Genomic DNA, 18599 nt, shown 5'->3' with positions numbered 1-18599 from the left:
CCAAGTGACGAAAATCAGTTCCCCGGGGCTGATATGGTCCGGTGTCATCGGCTTGGCGTTTCATCTAATCGTTTTTATCGAGGAATATGCATTGACCTGCCGCATCGATTACACTTCTTATCCGCGCCCAAGATGGAGTGACCGGCTAGGGGAGGATATATGCGGGTTTTCTCGAGCATTGACGAGCTGCGCCACACGCTCGACGCGCTGAGGCGGCAGGGGCGAACCGTCGGCCTTGTTCCGACGATGGGCTATCTCCATGCCGGTCATATGGAGCTCGTTTCGCGCGCTCGAGCCGAGAATGACATCGTCGTCGTGTCGATTTTCGTCAATCCGCTGCAATTCGGCCCTGCGGAAGACCTCAGCAACTATCCGCGCGATCTGGAACGCGATGCCGCCATGCTGAAGCAAGCCGGCGTCAATTTCCTTTTTTCGCCTGGCGTCGAGGACATGTATTCCCGCCCGATGTTGACCGTCGTCGACGTTCCCGATCTCGGGCGCGAACTCGAAGGAGCGGTACGGCCCGGGCATTTTGCCGGCGTCGCCACTGTCGTCTGCAAGCTTTTCAACATCGTGCAACCGCAGACCGCTTATTTCGGAGAGAAGGATTACCAGCAGGTCGTCATCATCAAGCGCATGGTGGACGATCTGGCCGTGCCGGTGCGCGTGATATCGGTGCCGACGGTCAGGGACAGCGACGGCCTCGCATTGTCGTCGCGCAACGTCTATCTCAGCGAGGCAGAGCGGCGTGCCGCGGTGATCATCCCTCAGACCCTGGACGAGGCCGAGCGTCTGGTCGCCGACGGCCTTACCGATCCGGTGGAACTAGAGGCAAGGCTCACGGCATTTCTCAATCGCGAGCCGCTGGCAAAGCCCGAAGTCGTCGCCGTCAGGGATGCCTCGACACTGCAGCCGGTCACGTCGATCGCAGATCCTGTCGTCGTGGCGCTCTTCGTTCGAGTCGGCTCGACGCGGCTGCTCGACAACAGGACTATCGGCCGGCCGGGCTTGCCGGGAAAGGGAGTGACCAGATGAGTGCCGTCGGAATTCAGAAGCGCCTTACACCAAGGCACATCTCAGCCATGAAGGGCGGCAAGCCGATCGTCTGCCTGACCGCCTATACGACGCCCATGACGCGCTTGCTCGACGAGCACTGCGACCTCCTGCTGGTCGGGGATTCGCTCGGCATGGTGCTCTACGGCATGGAGACCACCATCGGCGTCACACTCGACATGATGATCGCGCACGGCAAGGCGGTGATGCGCGGCGTCGGCAAGGCCTGCGTTGTCGTCGACATGCCGTTCGGCAGTTATCAGGAATCCAAGGAGACCGCCTTCCGCAATGCTGTTCGCATCCTGCAGGAAACCGGTTGCGATGCCGTCAAGCTGGAGGGCGGCGAGGAGATGGCCGAGACCATCGCCTTTCTGACGAAGCGGGGGATACCGGTGATGGGCCATATCGGCCTGATGCCGCAGCAGGTCCAAACCGCAGGCGGATATCGGTCCGTCGGCCATTCCGAACACGAGACGTCGAAAATCCGTCGCGATGCCCACGCCATTGGCGGCTCGGGCGCCTTTGCCGTCGTCATCGAGGGCACGGTGGAGCCCCTCGCCCGGGAGGTGACGGCCGCGATGCACGTCCCGACCATCGGTATCGGCGCTTCTTCCGCCTGCGACGGTCAGGTTCTGGTTTCCGACGACATTCTGGGGCTCTTCAACGATTTCACCCCGCGCTTCGTGAAGCGCTACGACGAACTCGGCAAAAGGATTTCGGCCGCCGCTGCCGCTTACGCCGAAGAGGTCCGATCGCGACAGTTTCCGGCAGCGGAGCATACGTTCAAACGGCGATCTTGAGGCGGGGCCATATCAGGTCCATCACCGGGCGGCATACTGTTCGCGCATGCTGTCGGCCGACCGGCGAACCGCCTCGGAAACCTGCTGGAGCTGTTTGGCCATGGGCGTCGAATTGCGCCAGATCATGCCGATCGTTCGCGACGGCCGCGGAGACTGAAAACGGGAGATCGAGACATGCGCCGAGCGCGTTTCGAGGGGAACGGCCATCTCGGGAATTAAGGTGATGCCGATACCGGCGCTGACCATCTGGACCAGGGTGGATAAAGAGCTGCCTTCCATGACTTCCCGGGGACGGGCCTGCCCTATCTTGCAGAATGACAAGGCCTGATCGCGGAAGCAATGGCCTTCCTCGAGCAGCAGCAACCGCATTTCGCGCAGCGCCTCGCGTTCGGGCACCGGCTTACCCTCGTCTTCGGGCCGCCGAACCAGCACGAACTCTTCCTTGAAGAGCTGGAGTTCTGCCAGGGAGGGTTCCGACACGGGCAAGGCAACGATTGCCGTGTCGAGTTGACCTTGCGCCAACTCCTGAACCAGCTTCGACGTCTGCGTTTCGCGCACTTCGATCTGAATGCCTGCAAAGCTCCTGTTCAAATCGTTGATGATTGCCGGCAACAGATAGGGCGCAATCGTCGGGATGATGCCGATGCGCAGCCGCGTCAGAAAAGGATCGCGCGCGGCGCGCGCCAGTTCCGCCAGTTCGTCCACGCCACGCAGGATATCGCGGATCCTGAGAGCGACGGTCTGACCGAAAGCGGTCAGCTTCACCTCACGTGCGTTGCGTTCGAAAAGCTCACCGCCCAACTCCTGCTCAAGTTCTTTGATCTGCATTGATAATGCCGGCTGGGAGATCGCACAGGCATCGGCGGCACGTCGGAAGCGGCCATCTCTTGCCAGTGCTTCAAAATAACGCAGCTGTTTCAGGGTAAGGTTCTTCATAACCTCAGCTTATCGCAACTATCAGTAAATCAAACTTAAATTTATGAAGCGCTTCCGATATGAAGACTGCAGGGAGAGAGTGGGGCGCCAGCTCGGCTCATCTTTTTGCACCGCAGACAGATCAAGCAATCAAGGAGACGATCATGGACAATCCCACTGACAGTGCAGGCAAATGTCCTGTCGCGCACGGCAATACGCCTCGCGGCAGATCCAATCGCGACTGGTGGCCGAACCAGCTGAACGTGCAGATTCTTCACCAGAATTCCGGCCGCGCCGACCCGCTCGGCCAGGCCTTCGATTATGCCGAGGAGTTCAAGAAGCTCGATCTCGACGGCCTGAAGAAGGATCTTCACGCGCTGATGACGGATTCGCAGGACTGGTGGCCGGCCGATTTCGGCCATTACGGCGGCCTGTTCATCCGCATGGCCTGGCACAGCGCCGGCACATACCGCATCACCGATGGCCGCGGCGGCGCCGGGGCCGGCCAGCAGCGTTTTGCGCCGCTCAACAGCTGGCCGGACAACGTGAACCTCGACAAGGCCCGCCGCCTGCTATGGCCGATCAAGCAGAAATACGGCAACAGGATCTCCTGGGCTGACCTGTTGATCCTCACCGGCAACGTCGCGCTCGAATCCATGGGTTTCAAGACCTTCGGTTTCGCCGGCGGTCGCGCCGACGTCTGGGAGCCGGAAGAACTCTACTGGGGTCCTGAGGGAACATGGCTGGGTGACGAACGCTATAGTGGCGAACGCGAACTGGCAGAGCCGCTTGGCGCCGTGCAGATGGGCCTTATCTATGTCAACCCGGAAGGCCCGAACGGCACTCCGGATCCGCTGGCATCCGCCCGCGACATCCGCGAAACCTTCGCCCGTATGGCGATGAACGACGAAGAAACCGTGGCGCTGATCGCCGGCGGGCACACCTTCGGTAAGACCCATGGCGCTGGCGATCCGTCGTTTGTCGGTGTCGACCCGGAAGGCGGCGAGCTCGAAGCTCAGGGCCTGGGCTGGACCAGCAAGTTCAACACCGGCGTCGGTCGCGATGCCATCGGCAGCGGCCTCGAAGTGACCTGGACCCAGACGCCGACCCAGTGGAGCAACTACTTCTTCGAAAACCTGTTCGCTTTCGAATGGGAGCTGACCAAGAGCCCGGGCGGCGCGCATCAGTGGCAGGCCAAGAACGCCGATGCCTCCATTCCGGATGCCTATGATCCGTCGAAGAAGCATCTGCCAACCATGCTGACCAGCGACCTGGCACTGCGTTTCGATCCCATTTACGAAAAGATCTCACGCCGCTTCCTGGAGAACCCTGCCGAGTTCGCCGATGCCTTCGCCCGCGCATGGTTCAAGCTGACCCACCGCGACATGGGGCCGAAGGTGCGCTACCTCGGTCCGGAGGTTCCGGCCGAAGACCTGATCTGGCAGGACGTGATCCCGGCCGTCGATCATCCGCTTGTCGACGACAAGGATATCGCCGACCTCAAGGCAAAGGTGCTCGCAACGGGTCTCACCGTGCAGGAACTGGTCTCGACCGCCTGGGCGTCTGCCTCGACCTTCCGCGGCTCTGACAAGCGTGGCGGCGCCAATGGCGCGCGTATCCGCCTTGCCCCGCAGAAGGACTGGGAGGTCAACCAGCCGGCGCAGCTCGCCAAGGTCCTCGGCGTTCTCGAAGGCATCCAGAGGGACTTCAACGCTGCTCAGACCGGGGCGAAGAAGATCTCGCTGGCCGACCTGATCGTCCTGGCCGGCGCCGCCGGCGTCGAGAAAGCGGCAGCGGCCGGCGGTCATGCCGTCAGCGTGCCGTTCACGCCGGGCCGCATGGACGCTTCCGAGGCACAGACCGACGCGCATTCCTTCGCGGCGCTGAAACCCCGCGCTGATGGTTTCCGCAACTACATCGGCGGCCGGCAGTTCATGAAGCCGGAAGAAGCCCTGGTGGACCGTGCCCAACTGCTGACGCTGACCGGACCTGAAATGACCGTTCTCGTCGGCGGCCTGCGTGTGCTGAAGGTCGGTGCGCCCGAGCATGGCGTCTTCACGGCCCGCCCGGAAACACTGACCAACGACTTCTTCGTCAACCTGCTCGACATGGCCACGCTGTGGTCGCCCGCTGCCGGCAGGGACGGCGTTTACGAAGGGCGTGATCGCAAGACCAGCGAAGTCAAGTGGACCGGCACCCGCGTCGACCTGATCTTCGGCTCGCACTCGCAGCTGCGCGCCTTTGCCGAAGTTTACGGCCAGTCCGACGCCAAGCAGAAGTTCGTCAAGGACTTCGTCGCGGCCTGGACCAAGGTCATGAACGCCGATCGTTTCGATCTCGTCTGATCGGCAGCATTTTGCCCGGGCGCTGTTTCGGCTGCGCCCGGGCATTTTTCATCGGAGACCGGACCTACCGCCCGACCGTCCAGTCGATGAGATGGGTATCACTTGAACAGATCCTGAAGACAGGCCTTTCTTGCCCCTTCGGCTGCTCTCGCCCTTCCGCCATGAAATCGTCGCTGAGGCCGCGCTCCAAGGCGCTATGCAACAATGCCCACCGCACGCCGCGATCTGCCCGTGGCCGAAGGATCACAGCATCCCCTTCCCGCGTCACCTCCACCTGGTCCACGTCGAAGCGGAACTCCTTCGGCAGCCGGACGGCCTGCGAATTGCCGGATTGGAATACACGCGCATATAGCGGCATGAGAACCTCCGTAGTTTATATATGCCGTAGGATATACGCATTTGGCGGCATCCATGCCAGAAACCGTCTCTGAGACTTCCACTAGCGAGGCTGGATGCCGAAAGGCGAAAGTGACAGCAGATCGGGATCGGTCGCCGCCGTTACTGTCGCTACCTGGGCATGGTTTATGCTGTAGCCGTAGGTGAGGACGCGGTCACCGTCGACCATGAAGAATTGCGCCTGATCCAGGCCGGGCCGCAGAGTTCCCGTCACGGTGACGGTCTCGTACATTCTTGCCAGGTGCAAAGGCTCTTCCGGAACGACACGAACCAGTTGGTTGGGCGGAGGGGAAGGCATGTGGCTGCAGGCTCCGGCCCAAGGTACCAGCATGAATTCGTAGACAAGATCGCCGTCCTGGTCGATCGGCAGAACGAAGCCCGTCAATTCGATCGGATGCTCCTCGCCATGCCAGGCGAGTGTTTCTCCCTCTGGGCCGTTCGCCGCCTTGCCCGACAGCGGCACCGTCGCCTTGGCCTGATCGGCCGGCCGTAAAGCTCTCCAGAAGATAGGCTGCGCGGCAGCGAAAACGTTGGAAATTGGCCATGCGGAACAAAATGCCAGCGCCGCGAACGTCAGGAGGAAAGGTTTGTGCTTCATGATTGGATCTCCACCGGGCCGGCGGCTTTGACCACCTTGCCGCTGCCGCATGGATGCTACTCCCGATCCCGCTTCGCCGTCAAAGCTTCGAACCGTCCTGCTGCTGTTCGGCAAGAAAGCGACCGCAGCGCCAAGGGATCGCTGCCATCGACCGGAGGCAATAGCGCGAGAGAGCGACGACCGAGTGGCTGGAAGTCAGGAGATCCCGCGTGAGGTGAATACGGGGATCTCCCTGCCGGACCGGCAGGCTGGTGAAGCCTTACTTCTCCGGCATCATCGAAGAGTGGTGCGAGGTGATCAGCCAGTTCCCGTCCTTGAACTCATAGGTATAGGTGTAGCGGGCGGGAACCTTCGAACCGTTTTTCATGGTGAAGGTGTAAGTGCCGAGGTCGACGGCCCAGTTGCAGCCGATCTTGATGTCGCGGCTGTCGACATGGCCCTTGGGCTCATTTGCCAGGAAGTGCTCGAAATAATCGATCCGTTCGGCCTGGGTGAGGCGAGGCTTGTTCGACAGCGTCGCGAGCAGCACGGAGTCCTCACTGTAGTTCTTGGCGACCTCCTGGGGGCTCAGCGTCGCGAGTGAGGTATTCCAGCGGTCGAAGAGCTTGGCGATTTCCGCCTCGCTTGTCGGCTCACAGGTTGCCGTTTCGGCAGCCGCTGCGGCCGACTGGACCTGAACGAAACCGAGAACGAGGGCGGCAGCAATGATGGTACGCATTTTGACTTCCTATGTGGCGGTTCCGGCGGACATCGCATCGGTCGACCGCATGATCGACATCTAAGGCGCCCAGTGCCGCCGCCCCATCTGCCGGGTGGCTCCGATCGGGTCTGCCGAACGGCATAGATGACATTCCCGCCGGAATGACTATCGTGCCGGCGTCATTCATCTTCGGAGCAATCCTGTTTGGAGCACGATACAAGTACGACGCATTCGCCTGGTGTCGCGGAACTGAGGGCGCTTTATCGGGCGGCGGAAGCGCGGGCGGCTCGTCTGCGTTTCATCATCGAAGTGCAGAACCTTCTCGACGCCGCGGCATTCGAAACGGCTGCCCAGGAAGTTCTGTCCCGGCTTGCCGACTTCGCGGGAGCATCGTACGCCAGGCTCGGTTTTCCGCCACTGCAGGGAACCGCGCCGCCCATGCAGCTGACGGTGGGCAAGTCGACGAACCCAGGGCACGACGGCATCCTGTTCGCTTCGCAAGCCGGTTCCAATCTTCGTTTGATGCTTATCGGGTCGCCGGGAGGGCGCGCCATGGATCCCGACGACCGGCAGACATTGGAGGTGGTGGCGGGGCAACTCGATGACGCCTACAATCTCAATCGGCAGGCAGCGGAAAACCAAGCGCTTCTCGGCGATCTCCAGCGGCAGCGAAGTGAACTCGCGGCCCTTGTCGCGCAATTGATCCAGGCGCAGGAACAAGAGCGGCAGCGGGTGGCGCTCGATCTTCACGACGGCTCGGCGCAGCTGGCCGCAGGCCTCAGCTATCGCCTGCAGGACCTCGCGGCGCGCATCGGCGAGGCGCATGTCCTGAAGTCCGAGATCGACCAACTCGCTGCACTGGCGCGCCATTCCGTTGCCGATCTCAGGGCGGCCATCGCCGATCTTCGCCCGCCCGAACTCGATGATCTCGGTGTCGCCGCGGCCCTGCGCACGCGTCTCGATGCGATCGACGGTCTCGAAGTGATCGCCGACCTCGATGCCGCCTCCGACCGCTGGCCGACATCGACCGGGATCATCTTCTATCGCGTAGCGCAGGAAGCGATCACCAATGTAATCAAGCACGCCGAGGCGAGCCGATTGGTCGTGCGCCTCTTCGAGGACGGCAAGGGCGAAGCGCATCTCGAAGTGATCGATGATGGCAAAGGCATCGGCGAGTTGCGCCATCCCCAGATGCGGGGCGGGCAACTCGGCATCGTCGGCATGCGGGAACGGCTGGCGCTGCTCGGCGGCCGGATCGAGATCGACGCCGGGTCTTCGGGCGGCACGCATGTCCGCGCCGCCGCCCCCCTTGCGCAGGACACGACATCAGAATGACGGCATCGATCCTTGTCGCCGACGATCACGACATCGCCCGCGCCGGTCTTATCGCCATGATCGGCGGTCGGGACGATTTCCATGTCGCCTTAGATGTGCGCGACGGCGTCGAAGCGGTGGAAGCCGCAGCTCACCACAAGCCGGATCTGGCACTGCTCGACATCCGCATGCCGCGCATGGACGGCCTCGCCGCGACGAGGGAGATCCGGCGCGTATCGCCGGCAACACGTGTCATGATCATCACGATGCATGACAGTCTCGATTACCTGGAAGCGGCGATCGAAGCAGGCGCCACGGGCTATCTGCTCAAAGATGCCAGCCGGGAAGACATTCTCCGCACGATCCGCCGCGTGCTTCAGGGCGACGCCTTCTTCGACGGTCCTCTCGTTGCCAAGCTGCTGCGCCGCGCCGCCACCAAGCCGCAGACCAACAGCAGCGCCCTGGAGACGCTGACGATCCGGGAACGCGAAGTCTTGTCGAAGGTGGCCGAGGGTCTGACGAACAAGGAGATCGCCAGGACCCTGAAGATCTCGCCCGGTACTGTGAAGATCCACGTCGAGCGCATCATCGGCAAGCTGGGCGCCGGCGACCGGACGCAGGCCGCGGTCATGGCCGTTCGCGGCGGGCTCGTCGCAACATCCCGGGAGGAAGAGCCATGACCCTGCGTTTCGCCGATCTGCCGCTGAGGGCGAAGGGCATCGTCATCATCACGGTGCCGCTGGCGCTGCTGCTTGCGGCTCTCGCCTCCGTCTTCGTGGCCGACCGTCAAAGCCGGATTGCCGAGGATCAGGTGCGGGTCACGCTCGAAATCCAGTCGGGCATCCAGGAGATCCACGCCTCGATCGCCGAAGCGGCCACCGCGATGCGCGGTTATCTGCTGACCGGCAGAACCGATTTTCTCGATCCCTTCAACCGGGCCGAAGACAGGCTGCCCGTCGTGCTCGACGAGGTCGGTCGGCGGTTGCGGGATGAAGAGCAAAAGAGCCGTCTCGAACGCATCCGCACCCTCGTCGTCGCGAAAGTCGATCGTCTCCAACTCCTGAAACAGGCCGACATCCTGCGCGCCGATGGACGCGAGGACCTTGCGGCCAAGCTCATCGAGGGCAAGCAGGTCCTCGATGAGCTGAGACAGGAAATCGACGCGATGAGCCGGCGGGAGGCGGATCTGCTTCACGCGAGGACCGAGGCCGCGGAGCGGGTTCGCACTCTGTCGCGAAGCCTGATGATCGCAGCCGGCTTTCTTGGTTTTGCCGGCGCGCTCGTCGCCGTCTTCCTGTTTTCCGCAAGCATCGTGCGCCGTGTGCATGCGCTGAAAGCTGAGGCGCATCGGCTGTCGCAAGGCAAGGTCGTGACGGTGGCGGACCCCTTCCGCGATGAACTCGGAAGCCTCGGACAGGCGCTCGAGGATGCGAGCGTCCTTCTGAAAAAACGCGAGGCGGACCTGACCGAGAGCGAGGAGCGTTTTCGGCAACTGGTCGAAGGCGTCAGCGACTACGGCATCTTCGGGCTCGATACTTCAGGACGGGTGATAAGCTGGAATGCGGGTGCCGAGCGGATCACCGGTTATGGCGCTGAGGAGATCGTCGGGCAGCATTTTTCCCGCTTCTATCCCAAGGAAACCAGGGACACATTTCCGGCAGAAGAGCTTGCGGAAGCAGCTCTTCACGGACGCACCGAAACGGAAGGCCGGCGCGTTCGCAAGGACGGATCGCAATTCTGGTCGCACGTCGTCGTGACCGCACTCCATGACGAGACGGGGCGGTTGCGCGGCTTTTCCAAGATCACGCGCGATATAACCGAGCGCAAGCAAATCGAAGAAGCCCTGCTTGGTGCCCGTGAGGACGCGATCCGCGCGAGTAACGCCAAGAGCGAATTTCTGTCGCGCATGAGCCACGAACTGCGCACGCCGCTCAATTCCGTGCTCGGTTTCGCGCAGCTTCTGGAAATGGACGTCACCGATACCGAGTCCAGGGAGAGCGTCGCGCAGATCTTGAGGGCCGGACGGCATTTGCTCAGCCTCATCGACGAGGTTCTCGACATGGCGAGGATCGAGGCCGGGCACATGGATCTCGCTGTCGAAGCACAGCCCGTCGCCGAGGTGATCGATGAAGCCGTGTCGCTTGCAAGACCGCTCTGCGGCAAGCAGCAGATCACGATCGAGGTCGTCGAGCCGGCCGAGCCGGATCTTTCGGTGCTCGCCGACCGACGGCGTCTGCTGCAGGTGTTCCTCAACCTCCTCTCCAATGGAGTGAAATACAATCGCCCCCGGGGAAGCGTAACCGTCAGCCACCGCGCGATGGATGGCGGCCGTATCCGCATCGAGGTCAGCGATACCGGTCCCGGCATTCCGGCCGGACGCGTCTCCCGGCTTTTCACCCCGTTCGATCGGCTGGGAGCGGAACGGATCAGCCAGGATGGAACGGGTCTCGGGCTCGCGCTGTCGAAACATCTAACAGACGCCATGGGCGGAACGCTCGGTTTCAGCAACCGCGAAGGCGGCGCCACTTTCCACGTCGATCTGCCGCGCGCGCCTGCAGCGGTAGAGGCAAGACCGGTTTCGATGGGAAGCCCGCCGTAAAGGCATCGCCCTTGATTTGGCCGCGCCGCTTGATATCAGTTCGGCATCGCTTCAACGAAATATTGGGTCCATGACAGATTCCACCGATATCGTGCGCCGATCGACAATCCTCATCGTCGACGACGAGCCCGCCAATGTCTCGCTGCTGGAGCGTATCCTCAAGCGCGAAGGCTTTACGGCGCTGATCAGCACCACCGAACCACGCGAGGCCTTGCGGCTCTTTCGCGAACATCCTGTCGATCTTGTTCTTCTCGATCTGATGATGCCCGATCTGGACGGTTTCGCGCTGCTGGAGAACTTTGCGAGGCTCATCCCGGAAAACAGCTATCTGCCGATCCTGGTGCTTACTGCCGATGCGACCTTGCCGACGCGCCGGCGGGCGCTTTCTCTCGGCGCGAAGGACTTTCTGACGAAGCCCTTCGATGCGATCGAGGCCATTCTGCGCATCTTCAACCTTCTCGAAACCCGCATCCTGACCCTGGAGCTTGCCAAACACGGACTGACAACGCCGAAATCGGAGCGTCCCCGGATTGATTGATGCGGATCGCGCCGGGGGCCAGTCAGGACGCCGGCCCCGCACAACTCAGAACATGGTGTTCTTGTTTGCCGCCTCTTTCGGAACGGCCTGGATCACGTCCCAGTGCTCGACGATCTTGCCGTCCTTGACGCGGAAAATATCGACGATCGCCTGGCCGCGGTCGTCGGCGCCGTTCGTCGCGTGCACATGCAGCCAGACGAGATCGCCATCGGCGGCGCTGCGGACGATCTCGGCCTTCGATTGGGCATTCTCCTTGAAGAAGCCGGTGAAGAAGGAAATCAAAGGCTTCTTCCCGTCGGGAACTTGGGGATTGTGCTGCCGGTAGTCGTCAGCGACGACCGAGGCGGCCTCGATATCGTGCTTGTTGAAGAACCTGTCGGAGAATTCCACCACCAGCTTCCGGTTGGCTTCCTCGATCTTCAAATCCCGCGAGGCCGATTCAGCAAAAGCGCCGGCCGGCGCGGCGACACCTGCCAAAATGACGAGTGCAAAAAGCGATTTCCCGAATGTCATGCATCAAGCTCCTTGGTGTGGATTCGCGATCTAGTCTAGAAAGAAGACTATGAGAGCTGGTCTATGAAACCGCGGCATGCCGAGCAAGAAGGCAGGTTTTAGTGGCAAGGTCAGCCGACGATGACCGAGGACGGAGCATGCCCAAGGAAACGGACGAGCCGAAACAACAGCCCGGGGCGGGATGCCCGATCAGAGGCGTGCTCGATCGTATCGGCGACCAATGGAGCCTGCTCACCCTCGAGGCACTGGAAGGCGAAAAGAAACGCTTCAACGAGCTGATGCGCGAGATCGGGGACATCTCGAAACAGATGCTCTCCAAGACGTTGAAGCATCTGGAGCAGGACGGCTTCGTGCGGCGCACCGTCTATCCGGAGGTTCCGCCTCGCGTCGAATACGAACTGACGGAGCTGGGGCGATCCTTCCTCATCCCCATGAAAACCCTGATCGGATGGGCCGAGCCGAACCATGCGGCAATTACCATCGCGCGGCAACGGCACGAAGACGCCTAGGGCGAAGCCCTATCAGGCCAGGAGCACCTTGCCGCCCGTTCGCAAGGGAAGCGCGGACTGCAGGGCTTGCCGGACCTTTTCCAAGGGGAATACCTCCCGCACCTCGGTCGCGATGACCTTCGAAACGATCTGCGCCGCGACCTTGGAATAGGCGTGCTGCACGTCGTCCATGGCTTCGGAATGAACCCATTCCCTGAGGTGAAAATAGGAAAAGGAAATATCGGGATGGGACGCCCAGAATGAATTCGGAATGCTTTGGCCCGAAAGCAGGCCGTAATGCACGAAGCGTCCGCCCGGCCGCAGCGCATCGGCGAGGACTGCGGCGCGCGCGCCTCCGACGCAATCGAGCACCGCGTCGAGCCCATGCCGGCCGGTGAGCTCGGCAACCAGATCACTTTCGCTTTCTTCCCTATCGATGATGACAGCCTCGACCCGGCCGAGCAGGCGCTCAAGTGATCCTTCGCTGCGGACGATGGCGACCGGCTCCACGCCTGCGGCGTTGGCGAGACCGATCAATATCGCTCCGATCGAAGAGGCGGCGGCGTTGATGGCGATGCGCATGCCCGGCCTCAGCCCGATCTTGGCATGCAGCATCAACCAGGCCGTCATCGGATTGACGTAGCTCGTCGCAGCTTCGAAGTCGGTGAGATCGTCTGGAACGCGCAGGCACCAGCCCGGATCGGTATCCTTGAATTCCTGCCAGCCACCGGCGCTGCGCACCGGCAGCACGCGTGTTCCCGGAGAAAGCCCATGAACCTCCTCGCCGCACTGTTCGACCACGCCGAACGCTTCGAAGCCGGGAATGAAGGGCAATGTCGTGCGTCCGCTATAAGCTCCTGATATGGTGATGATATCGGACGGATTGATCGCCCGCGCCAGCAGGCGCACCCTCACCTGATCGCGCCGCAGCGACGGCAGCGCAGCCCGCTCGAGCTCGACGACATCCTGAGCCGAGCCGAATTTTCGCACGACCGCCTGATATTGCATTGCATCCCCCACACACTGCGGTTAGATCACGCCGTCGAATTGGTGATCGAATGAGCGTTGACGACAGGCCTTTAGCATCGTTCCGGGTCTCGATGCGAGACATCGACATCTATGGTCATGTCCACAACTCCCGTTATCTCGACTATTGCGAAGATGCGGTCGTCGAGTTCCTGCGGCAACGGCAAATTCTCAGCCATTTTCGTCACACTTCCTCCGGCGTTGCCTATCACGTGAAGAAGGCGGAGATCACCTTTCACAGCCCGATCGACCTCGATGATGTTGTCGAGGCAAAGGTGGATGTGGAGAAAATCGGGCGCACGAGCCTGTCCTTTGCCATAGAACTCTTTCGCCAGCGCGATGGCGCCCATTGCGCATCGGCGCATTTCGTTTGGGTCTGCGTCGGCCTCTCCGACAGCCGCCCGACGCCGATCCCGGAAGCGACCAGAGCCGCTCTGTCTCCCGGCTGATTGCCGATCATTCAAACCAGCGGGTGTCCATGCCGATCCATGCGCAGCTTCTTCGACATGCAACGGAGACACCGGACAAGCCGGCGCTGGTGATCGACGGGCGCTCGCTCAGCTATGGCGAGCTCTATTTGCGCGCCAAGGCAATTTTCCGGTTTCTCAAGGAGCTCCCCCGCTCGAACCACCGCATGTTCGATCTGCCCGGCGTGGAGACGCTTGCCGCTCTCAGCCTTGGCAACCATATCGGCTTTGCCGAGTATTTTGCGGCGGCGACCGCTTTCCCGAACGCCTGCGCGGTCATCGACCCGATGATGCCGTCGAAAACGGTCGAACGCATCATCGAGCGCCTGGCGCCGGACGTTTTGATCGTCGACGACATTGCGGGGCCGAGCGCTGAAATTGCCCGAAGACTCGGCATCCCCCTCGTCGTCGCGGGAGCGGAGCCCTTCGACCTCGGCGCGGGGGGAGACGATCTGCCTGTCGATGCCGACGGGATATTCCTGATCGGCTTTACATCGGGAACCACCGCCGAGCCGAAGGCCTATTATCGCTCGCGCGCGCCGTGGCGCAGGAGCCTCGATCGCGGACGCGTCGTTTTCGAACTCGAAGACGCGCCGTCGACAATGTGCCCCGGAGCCCTCGCGCATGGCCTGGCGCTTTATGCATTGGTCGAAGCTTTGGATGCCGGGGGGACCTTTCATTCGGTCCGGAAATGGGATCCGGGCGTGGTCGCACGCACTCTCTCCTCCTGGCACGTCGAACGGCTGGTTGCTGTGCCCACCCATATAGCCGGAATTGCAACGGCCCGGGCGGGTGAACCCGCTCTGACCTCTCTGCGCGATGTCCTCACCGCCGGCGCAAAGCTTGACAGGAACGAGGTCGACTCCATGCGCCGACTGTTTCCGAATGCCCGTATCCGGGAATATTACGGCGCCTCCGAGCTCGGTTTCATGACGGTCTCGACCCTTGTCGGCGGCGAGATCGATTTTCCGATCGAGCGGGTCGGACAGGCCTATCCCGGCGTGGGAATATCCATTCGCGACCCCGAGGAGAACGACGTCGGGACCGATGTGGCGGGAACCATATTCGTCAAGAGCGACCTGATCGCGGATGGATATCTGTGGGGCGATGACGGTCATGCGTTCCGGGTCACAGAAGCGGGAGCGACGGTCGGAGATCTCGGCGAACTCGATGCCGATGGCATGCTGCGGGTGATCGGCAGGGCCGGCGGCATGATGATATCAGGCGGCAACAACATCTATCCCGCCGAAGTCGAGAGCGCGCTGAAAGCCTGTCCCGGGGTAGAGGATGCCGTTGTCTTCGGGCTGCCTGACGCCTATTTCGGCCAGCGGATCGTCGCTGTCGTCTCGGGGGAGACGGTGGACCCGAAAATCCTGGCTGATCATTGCGCGCAGATGCTCGGGAAGTACAAGATCCCCAAGCAATTCTACCATATAAGGTCCTGGCCGATGACGAGCAGCGGCAAGATCTCGAGGGGGCAAGTGGAGCAGGCCGTGATTTCTGGAGATGATCTTGTCCTACGCCTTTCAGCCTGACGAGGATTGGCAGCCAGTCGTGGTTGCCGCCTACCGGTCGCCGATCGGCCGGGCTTTCGGATCGCTTGCGACTGTCGCGGCAGAAGACCTGCTTGCGCCGATCATCCATCGGATCCTGTCCGAGACGGGAATTGCGCCCGAAAGCATCGACGATGTGCTGGTGGGCAATGCCGCCGGCTGCGGCGGAAATATCGCGCGGCTGGCAGCACTCGCCGCAGGCCTGCCGATGACGGTTCCAGGTGTTGCGATCGATCGGCAATGCGGCTCAGGCCTGGAAGCGATCATCATGGCAGCCCGCCTGATCCAGGCGAAAGCCGGCGCGTGTTTTCTCGCCGGCGGTGTGGAGAGTGTCAGCACCGCGCCATGGCGCGTCGAAAGACCAAAGGCGAATGGGATGCCGCCGCGTTTTTACGGGCGCGCCCGGTTTTCGCCTGACACGATCGGCGACCCGGAAATGGGTGTTGCTGCCGAAAACGTCGCCCGTCAGTTCGGCATATCGCGGCAGAGACAGGATGAATTCGCCCTGCGCAGCCATAGGCTCGCCGTAGCGGCGGCCGAGGCAGGCATCTTTCGCCCCGAGATCGTTGACATTTCCACCGGCCACGGTCTGATCGAACGGGACGAATGCCCACGTGCGGCTACATCCTTCCAGGCGCTCGCAAACCTCCGGCCGGTCTTCCTGGCCGATGGTTCGGTGACAGCCGGCAATGCCTGCCCGCTGAACGACGGCGCCTGCCTGGTGCTTGTTATGAGTGGCGGAATGGCGAGAAGCATGGGCATCGAAAAGGGCCTTGCCTTCATCGACAGCGCCGCTGCCGGCGTCGACCCCAACCTGCTCGGCATCGGCCCGGTCGCCTCGACCAGAAAGCTGCTGCAGCGTCAGCCCGGGCTCTCACTCGTAGACATCGATGCCATCGAATTCAACGAGGCCTTTGCGGCCCAGGTTCTGGCATCGCTGGACCAGCTCGCTATCCCTGCCGACGCGATCAACAAGGACGGCGGAGCCATTGCGCTCGGCCATCCATTCGGGGCCTCCGGCGCAATCCTCGTTACCCGACTATACAGCCAGCTGATCCGCGACATCGGCGGATGGGCGCCGGGCGCGACCGGCCTGGCCATGATCGGTATCGGCGGAGGCATCGGGCTGACCGCCATGTTCGAGGCTGCCCAGCTTTCCTGACCCGGCGATGGCGCAGACCGTCAGGCGGCGGCGCGTTTGTGATCGGCCGGATGCTGAAGCCGAAAGCCGATCGCTAGTCTGTTCCAGGCATTGATCATCGCAATACCGATCGAAAGCGCCACGAGCTCGTCATCCGAGAAGTTGGTGTGTGCCTCTTCATAAACATCATCTGGCGCATGGCTTTTCGCGATCTGAGTAAGAGCCTCCGCCCAGGCGAGTGCCGCCCGCTCCCGTGTGCTGAAGAGCTGCGACTCCCGCCATGCGTTGAGAAGCAGCAGCCGGTCATCCGTTTCGCCGAGCTTCAGTGCGTCCTGGCGGTGCATGTGCAGGCAATGCGCGCATCCGTTCATTTGGGAAACACGCACTTTGACGAGTTCGAGCAGCTTCGGATCGAAGCTCTTGGCAATCCAGGCTTCAACAGCCACGAGGCCGTCGATGCCGCTGTTCTTATGGGCCATGAAGTTCAGACGCTTGGTCATTCTTATCTCCATCGTGAGGATTGACGGCCGAAGTCACCGGCTTGCAGACCGGTGAATACGCCTTGCCTTCCGGGTCCGTCATCTGCCCCGACGGTAGGTTCGGCCCATGCCTGTCGACGTGATGGTCCTCCATTTCAGCCAACCGGCTCGTCGCAGAGCCAGTTGGCCTACTGCGTTCGCATAGGGTGACAGCGACCGAGGGAGAATAGTTTGGGACCGCGATCGGGCGCATTCTCTGCCCATCGGTTACACCGGCCGTACCGGCGACGGTCCCGATGAAGCCGCTTCACTCATAGAGGACGCGGTTTCGCCACGCCGAGCAGTCGCCTGCTCGCTTTCAAGTCAACAAAGGCAAGTCAACAGAGGAAACTCCTCGTAAAGGACAAGGAGACTACCCATGAAAATCGTCGTTATCGGCGGCACCGGCCTCATCGGCTCGAAGACCGTGGAAAGATTGCGCAAGAAGGGGCACGAGGTGTTGGCGGCTTCGCCGAATTCGGGCGTCGACACGATCACCGGCAAGGGCGTGGCCGAAGCGCTCGCTGGCGCGCAGGTCGTGCTCGATCTCGCAAACTCGCCCTCGTTCGAGGACAAGGCCGTCCTGGAATTCTTCCAGACCTCGGGCCGCAATCTGCTCAAGGCAGGGGCTGCCGCCGGCGTCAAGCATCATATCGCGCTGTCGATCGTCGGCATGGAGCGGCTGCAGGGCAGCGGCTACATGCGCGCCAAGATGGCCCAGGAAGAGCTGATCAAGACGTCCGGCATACCCTACACCATCGTGCACTCGACACAGTTCCATGAATTCATGGCTGGCATCGCCCAGTCAGGCACCGTCGGTCAGACCGTGCATCTATCGACGGCCTACGTGCAGCCGATCGCCTCGGACGACGTCGCCGACGTCATGGCCGAGGTGGCGCTCGGTACGCCTGTGAACGGCACGATCGAGATCGGCGGGCCGGAGAAAGTCCGCCTCACCGAAATCGTGACGCGTCTCTTCAAGGCGACGAACGATCCGCGCCAGGTGGTCGCCGATCCGCACGCCCGCTATTTCGGCGTCGAGCTCGAGGACAATTCGCTCGTGACCGGAGCCAAGGCGCGGCTTGGCCAGATCCGCTTCGACGATTGGCTCAGCCGGCAGCCGCCGCAGAAAAAGAGCGCCTGACGGACTTGGTGCGCCGGTGCGCTCGTTTATCAACGAAAGGAGACCAGACATGCTCAGGAAAATGATCTCGGCAGCGGCCTTCGCCCTTGTCCTTGCCGCCGGCACTCAGGCTCACGCCGGAGGTGGGAAAGCGAAGATAAGCGTCGTTTTCGACCAGAAGCTTCCCAATGTTCCCGGCAAGAGCATGAGGGCTGTGATGGTGGAATATGCGCCCGGCGGCATGTCGCCCGGCCATACCCATCCGAATTCCGCTTTCATCTACGCCACGGTTCTCGAAGGGGCGATCCGCAGCGCGGTGAACGACGGACCGGTGAAAACGTATAAGGCCGGAGAAAGCTTCGCCGAATTTCCCGGCGATCATCACAGCGTCAGCGCAAACGCCAGCGACACCAAGCCGGCGCGCCTGCTTGCGGTCTTCGTGCTGGACACGGACGAGACGGAACTGACGATCGACGACAAATAATGTGGTACACGATGCCCGCCGCCGCCGG

20 protein-coding genes are annotated in these 18599 nt (G+C 62.1%); 13 read left to right on the top strand and 7 right to left on the bottom strand.

Going from position 1 to position 18599, the window contains the following annotated elements; translation table 11 throughout:
- Window positions 1-159 precede the first annotated feature (159 nt).
- Both panC and panB read left to right on the top strand, forming a co-directional pair.
- On the top strand, window positions 160-1035 hold the full coding sequence (gene panC, locus BS630_RS31595; protein WP_077980584.1) for a pantoate--beta-alanine ligase: 876 nt from the start codon (window positions 160-162) through the stop codon (window positions 1033-1035).
- Window positions 1032-1853 carry a 3-methyl-2-oxobutanoate hydroxymethyltransferase gene (gene panB / locus BS630_RS31590; protein ID WP_077980583.1) on the top strand — a complete coding sequence of 274 codons (822 nt, stop codon included), beginning with the start codon at window positions 1032-1034 and terminating at the stop codon, window positions 1851-1853. The genes panC and panB overlap by 4 nt, the downstream gene beginning before the upstream one ends.
- A gap of 21 nt (window positions 1854-1874) precedes the next feature.
- Here panB and BS630_RS31585 read toward each other — a convergent pair whose 3' ends face one another.
- Window positions 1875-2789: a hydrogen peroxide-inducible genes activator gene (locus BS630_RS31585; RefSeq protein WP_077980582.1), complete on the bottom strand. Its 915-nt coding sequence runs from the start codon at window positions 2787-2789 to the stop codon at window positions 1875-1877.
- 143 nt (window positions 2790-2932) lie between these two features.
- Here BS630_RS31585 and katG point away from each other — a divergent pair, with 143 nt between their 5' ends.
- The gene (gene katG / locus BS630_RS31580; protein ID WP_077980581.1) at window positions 2933-5113 is read left to right on the top strand and encodes a catalase/peroxidase HPI; all 2181 of its coding nucleotides are present in this window, start codon (window positions 2933-2935) and stop codon (window positions 5111-5113) included.
- Between the two features lie 64 nt (window positions 5114-5177).
- On the opposite strand, the gene BS630_RS31575 is transcribed toward katG, so the two are convergent.
- From BS630_RS31575 to BS630_RS31565, 3 genes are all read right to left on the bottom strand, one after another.
- On the bottom strand, window positions 5178-5471 hold the full coding sequence (locus tag BS630_RS31575; RefSeq protein WP_077980580.1) for an antitoxin: 294 nt from the start codon (window positions 5469-5471) through the stop codon (window positions 5178-5180).
- A gap of 81 nt (window positions 5472-5552) precedes the next feature.
- Window positions 5553-6110, bottom strand: coding sequence for a DUF3299 domain-containing protein (locus BS630_RS31570; protein WP_077980752.1), 558 nt, complete (start codon window positions 6108-6110; stop codon window positions 5553-5555).
- Between the two features lie 256 nt (window positions 6111-6366).
- Window positions 6367-6825, bottom strand: a complete 459-nt coding sequence (locus tag BS630_RS31565) for an SgcJ/EcaC family oxidoreductase (RefSeq protein WP_077980579.1) — start codon at window positions 6823-6825, stop codon at window positions 6367-6369.
- A 186-nt stretch (window positions 6826-7011) separates the two neighbouring features.
- On the opposite strand from BS630_RS31565, the gene BS630_RS31560 reads away from it, so the two are divergent.
- The 4 genes from BS630_RS31560 (at window position 7012) to BS630_RS31545 (ending at window position 11258) form a co-directional block, all read left to right on the top strand.
- Window positions 7012-8142, top strand: coding sequence for a sensor histidine kinase (locus BS630_RS31560; protein WP_131663377.1), 1131 nt, complete (start codon window positions 7012-7014; stop codon window positions 8140-8142).
- Window positions 8139-8801 carry a response regulator gene (locus BS630_RS31555; RefSeq protein WP_077980578.1) on the top strand — a complete coding sequence of 221 codons (663 nt, stop codon included), beginning with the start codon at window positions 8139-8141 and terminating at the stop codon, window positions 8799-8801. The genes BS630_RS31560 and BS630_RS31555 overlap by 4 nt, the downstream gene beginning before the upstream one ends.
- A complete protein-coding gene (locus tag BS630_RS31550) occupies window positions 8798-10720 on the top strand; it encodes a sensor histidine kinase (protein ID WP_077980577.1) in 1923 nt (640 codons plus the stop codon). The genes BS630_RS31555 and BS630_RS31550 overlap by 4 nt, the downstream gene beginning before the upstream one ends.
- Window positions 10721-10790: 70 nt before the next feature.
- Window positions 10791-11258, top strand: a complete 468-nt coding sequence (locus BS630_RS31545) for a response regulator (RefSeq protein ID WP_077980576.1) — start codon at window positions 10791-10793, stop codon at window positions 11256-11258.
- Window positions 11259-11303: 45 nt separating this feature from the next.
- On the opposite strand, the gene BS630_RS31540 is transcribed toward BS630_RS31545, so the two are convergent.
- Window positions 11304-11771 carry a nuclear transport factor 2 family protein gene (locus tag BS630_RS31540; protein WP_077980575.1) on the bottom strand — a complete coding sequence of 156 codons (468 nt, stop codon included), beginning with the start codon at window positions 11769-11771 and terminating at the stop codon, window positions 11304-11306.
- 137 nt (window positions 11772-11908) lie between these two features.
- On the opposite strand from BS630_RS31540, the gene BS630_RS31535 reads away from it, so the two are divergent.
- Entirely contained in the window at window positions 11909-12280 is a 372-nt protein-coding gene (locus BS630_RS31535; RefSeq protein WP_077980574.1) for a winged helix-turn-helix transcriptional regulator, read from the top strand.
- Window positions 12281-12292: 12 nt separating this feature from the next.
- Here BS630_RS31535 and BS630_RS31530 read toward each other — a convergent pair whose 3' ends face one another.
- Window positions 12293-13267, bottom strand: coding sequence for a zinc-dependent alcohol dehydrogenase family protein (locus BS630_RS31530; protein WP_077980573.1), 975 nt, complete (start codon window positions 13265-13267; stop codon window positions 12293-12295).
- A gap of 50 nt (window positions 13268-13317) precedes the next feature.
- On the opposite strand from BS630_RS31530, the gene BS630_RS31525 reads away from it, so the two are divergent.
- Genes BS630_RS31525 through BS630_RS31515 form a run of 3 tightly spaced genes read left to right on the top strand, consistent with a single transcriptional unit; the run spans window position 13318 to window position 16467 of the window.
- A complete protein-coding gene (locus tag BS630_RS31525; protein WP_011649139.1) occupies window positions 13318-13734 on the top strand; it encodes an acyl-CoA thioesterase in 417 nt (138 codons plus the stop codon).
- A gap of 29 nt (window positions 13735-13763) precedes the next feature.
- Window positions 13764-15287, top strand: coding sequence for a class I adenylate-forming enzyme family protein (locus BS630_RS31520; RefSeq protein WP_077980572.1), 1524 nt, complete (start codon window positions 13764-13766; stop codon window positions 15285-15287).
- Window positions 15265-16467 carry a thiolase family protein gene (locus BS630_RS31515; RefSeq protein WP_077980571.1) on the top strand — a complete coding sequence of 401 codons (1203 nt, stop codon included), beginning with the start codon at window positions 15265-15267 and terminating at the stop codon, window positions 16465-16467. The genes BS630_RS31520 and BS630_RS31515 overlap by 23 nt, the downstream gene beginning before the upstream one ends.
- A gap of 20 nt (window positions 16468-16487) precedes the next feature.
- Here BS630_RS31515 and BS630_RS31510 read toward each other — a convergent pair whose 3' ends face one another.
- The gene (locus tag BS630_RS31510; RefSeq protein ID WP_077980570.1) at window positions 16488-16946 is read right to left on the bottom strand and encodes a carboxymuconolactone decarboxylase family protein; all 459 of its coding nucleotides are present in this window, start codon (window positions 16944-16946) and stop codon (window positions 16488-16490) included.
- A gap of 397 nt (window positions 16947-17343) precedes the next feature.
- Between BS630_RS31510 and BS630_RS31505 the strand changes: the two genes are divergently transcribed.
- Window positions 17344-18108, top strand: a complete 765-nt coding sequence (locus BS630_RS31505) for an SDR family oxidoreductase (protein ID WP_077980569.1) — start codon at window positions 17344-17346, stop codon at window positions 18106-18108.
- A gap of 49 nt (window positions 18109-18157) precedes the next feature.
- A complete protein-coding gene (locus BS630_RS31500; RefSeq protein WP_025396952.1) occupies window positions 18158-18571 on the top strand; it encodes a cupin domain-containing protein in 414 nt (137 codons plus the stop codon).
- Window positions 18572-18599 lie beyond the last annotated feature (28 nt).

This window comes from Rhizobium laguerreae (assembly GCF_002008165.1).
Taxonomy (GTDB): Bacteria; Pseudomonadota; Alphaproteobacteria; order Rhizobiales; family Rhizobiaceae; genus Rhizobium; species Rhizobium laguerreae.
This window is presented reverse-complemented; position numbering and strand designations above follow the sequence as displayed.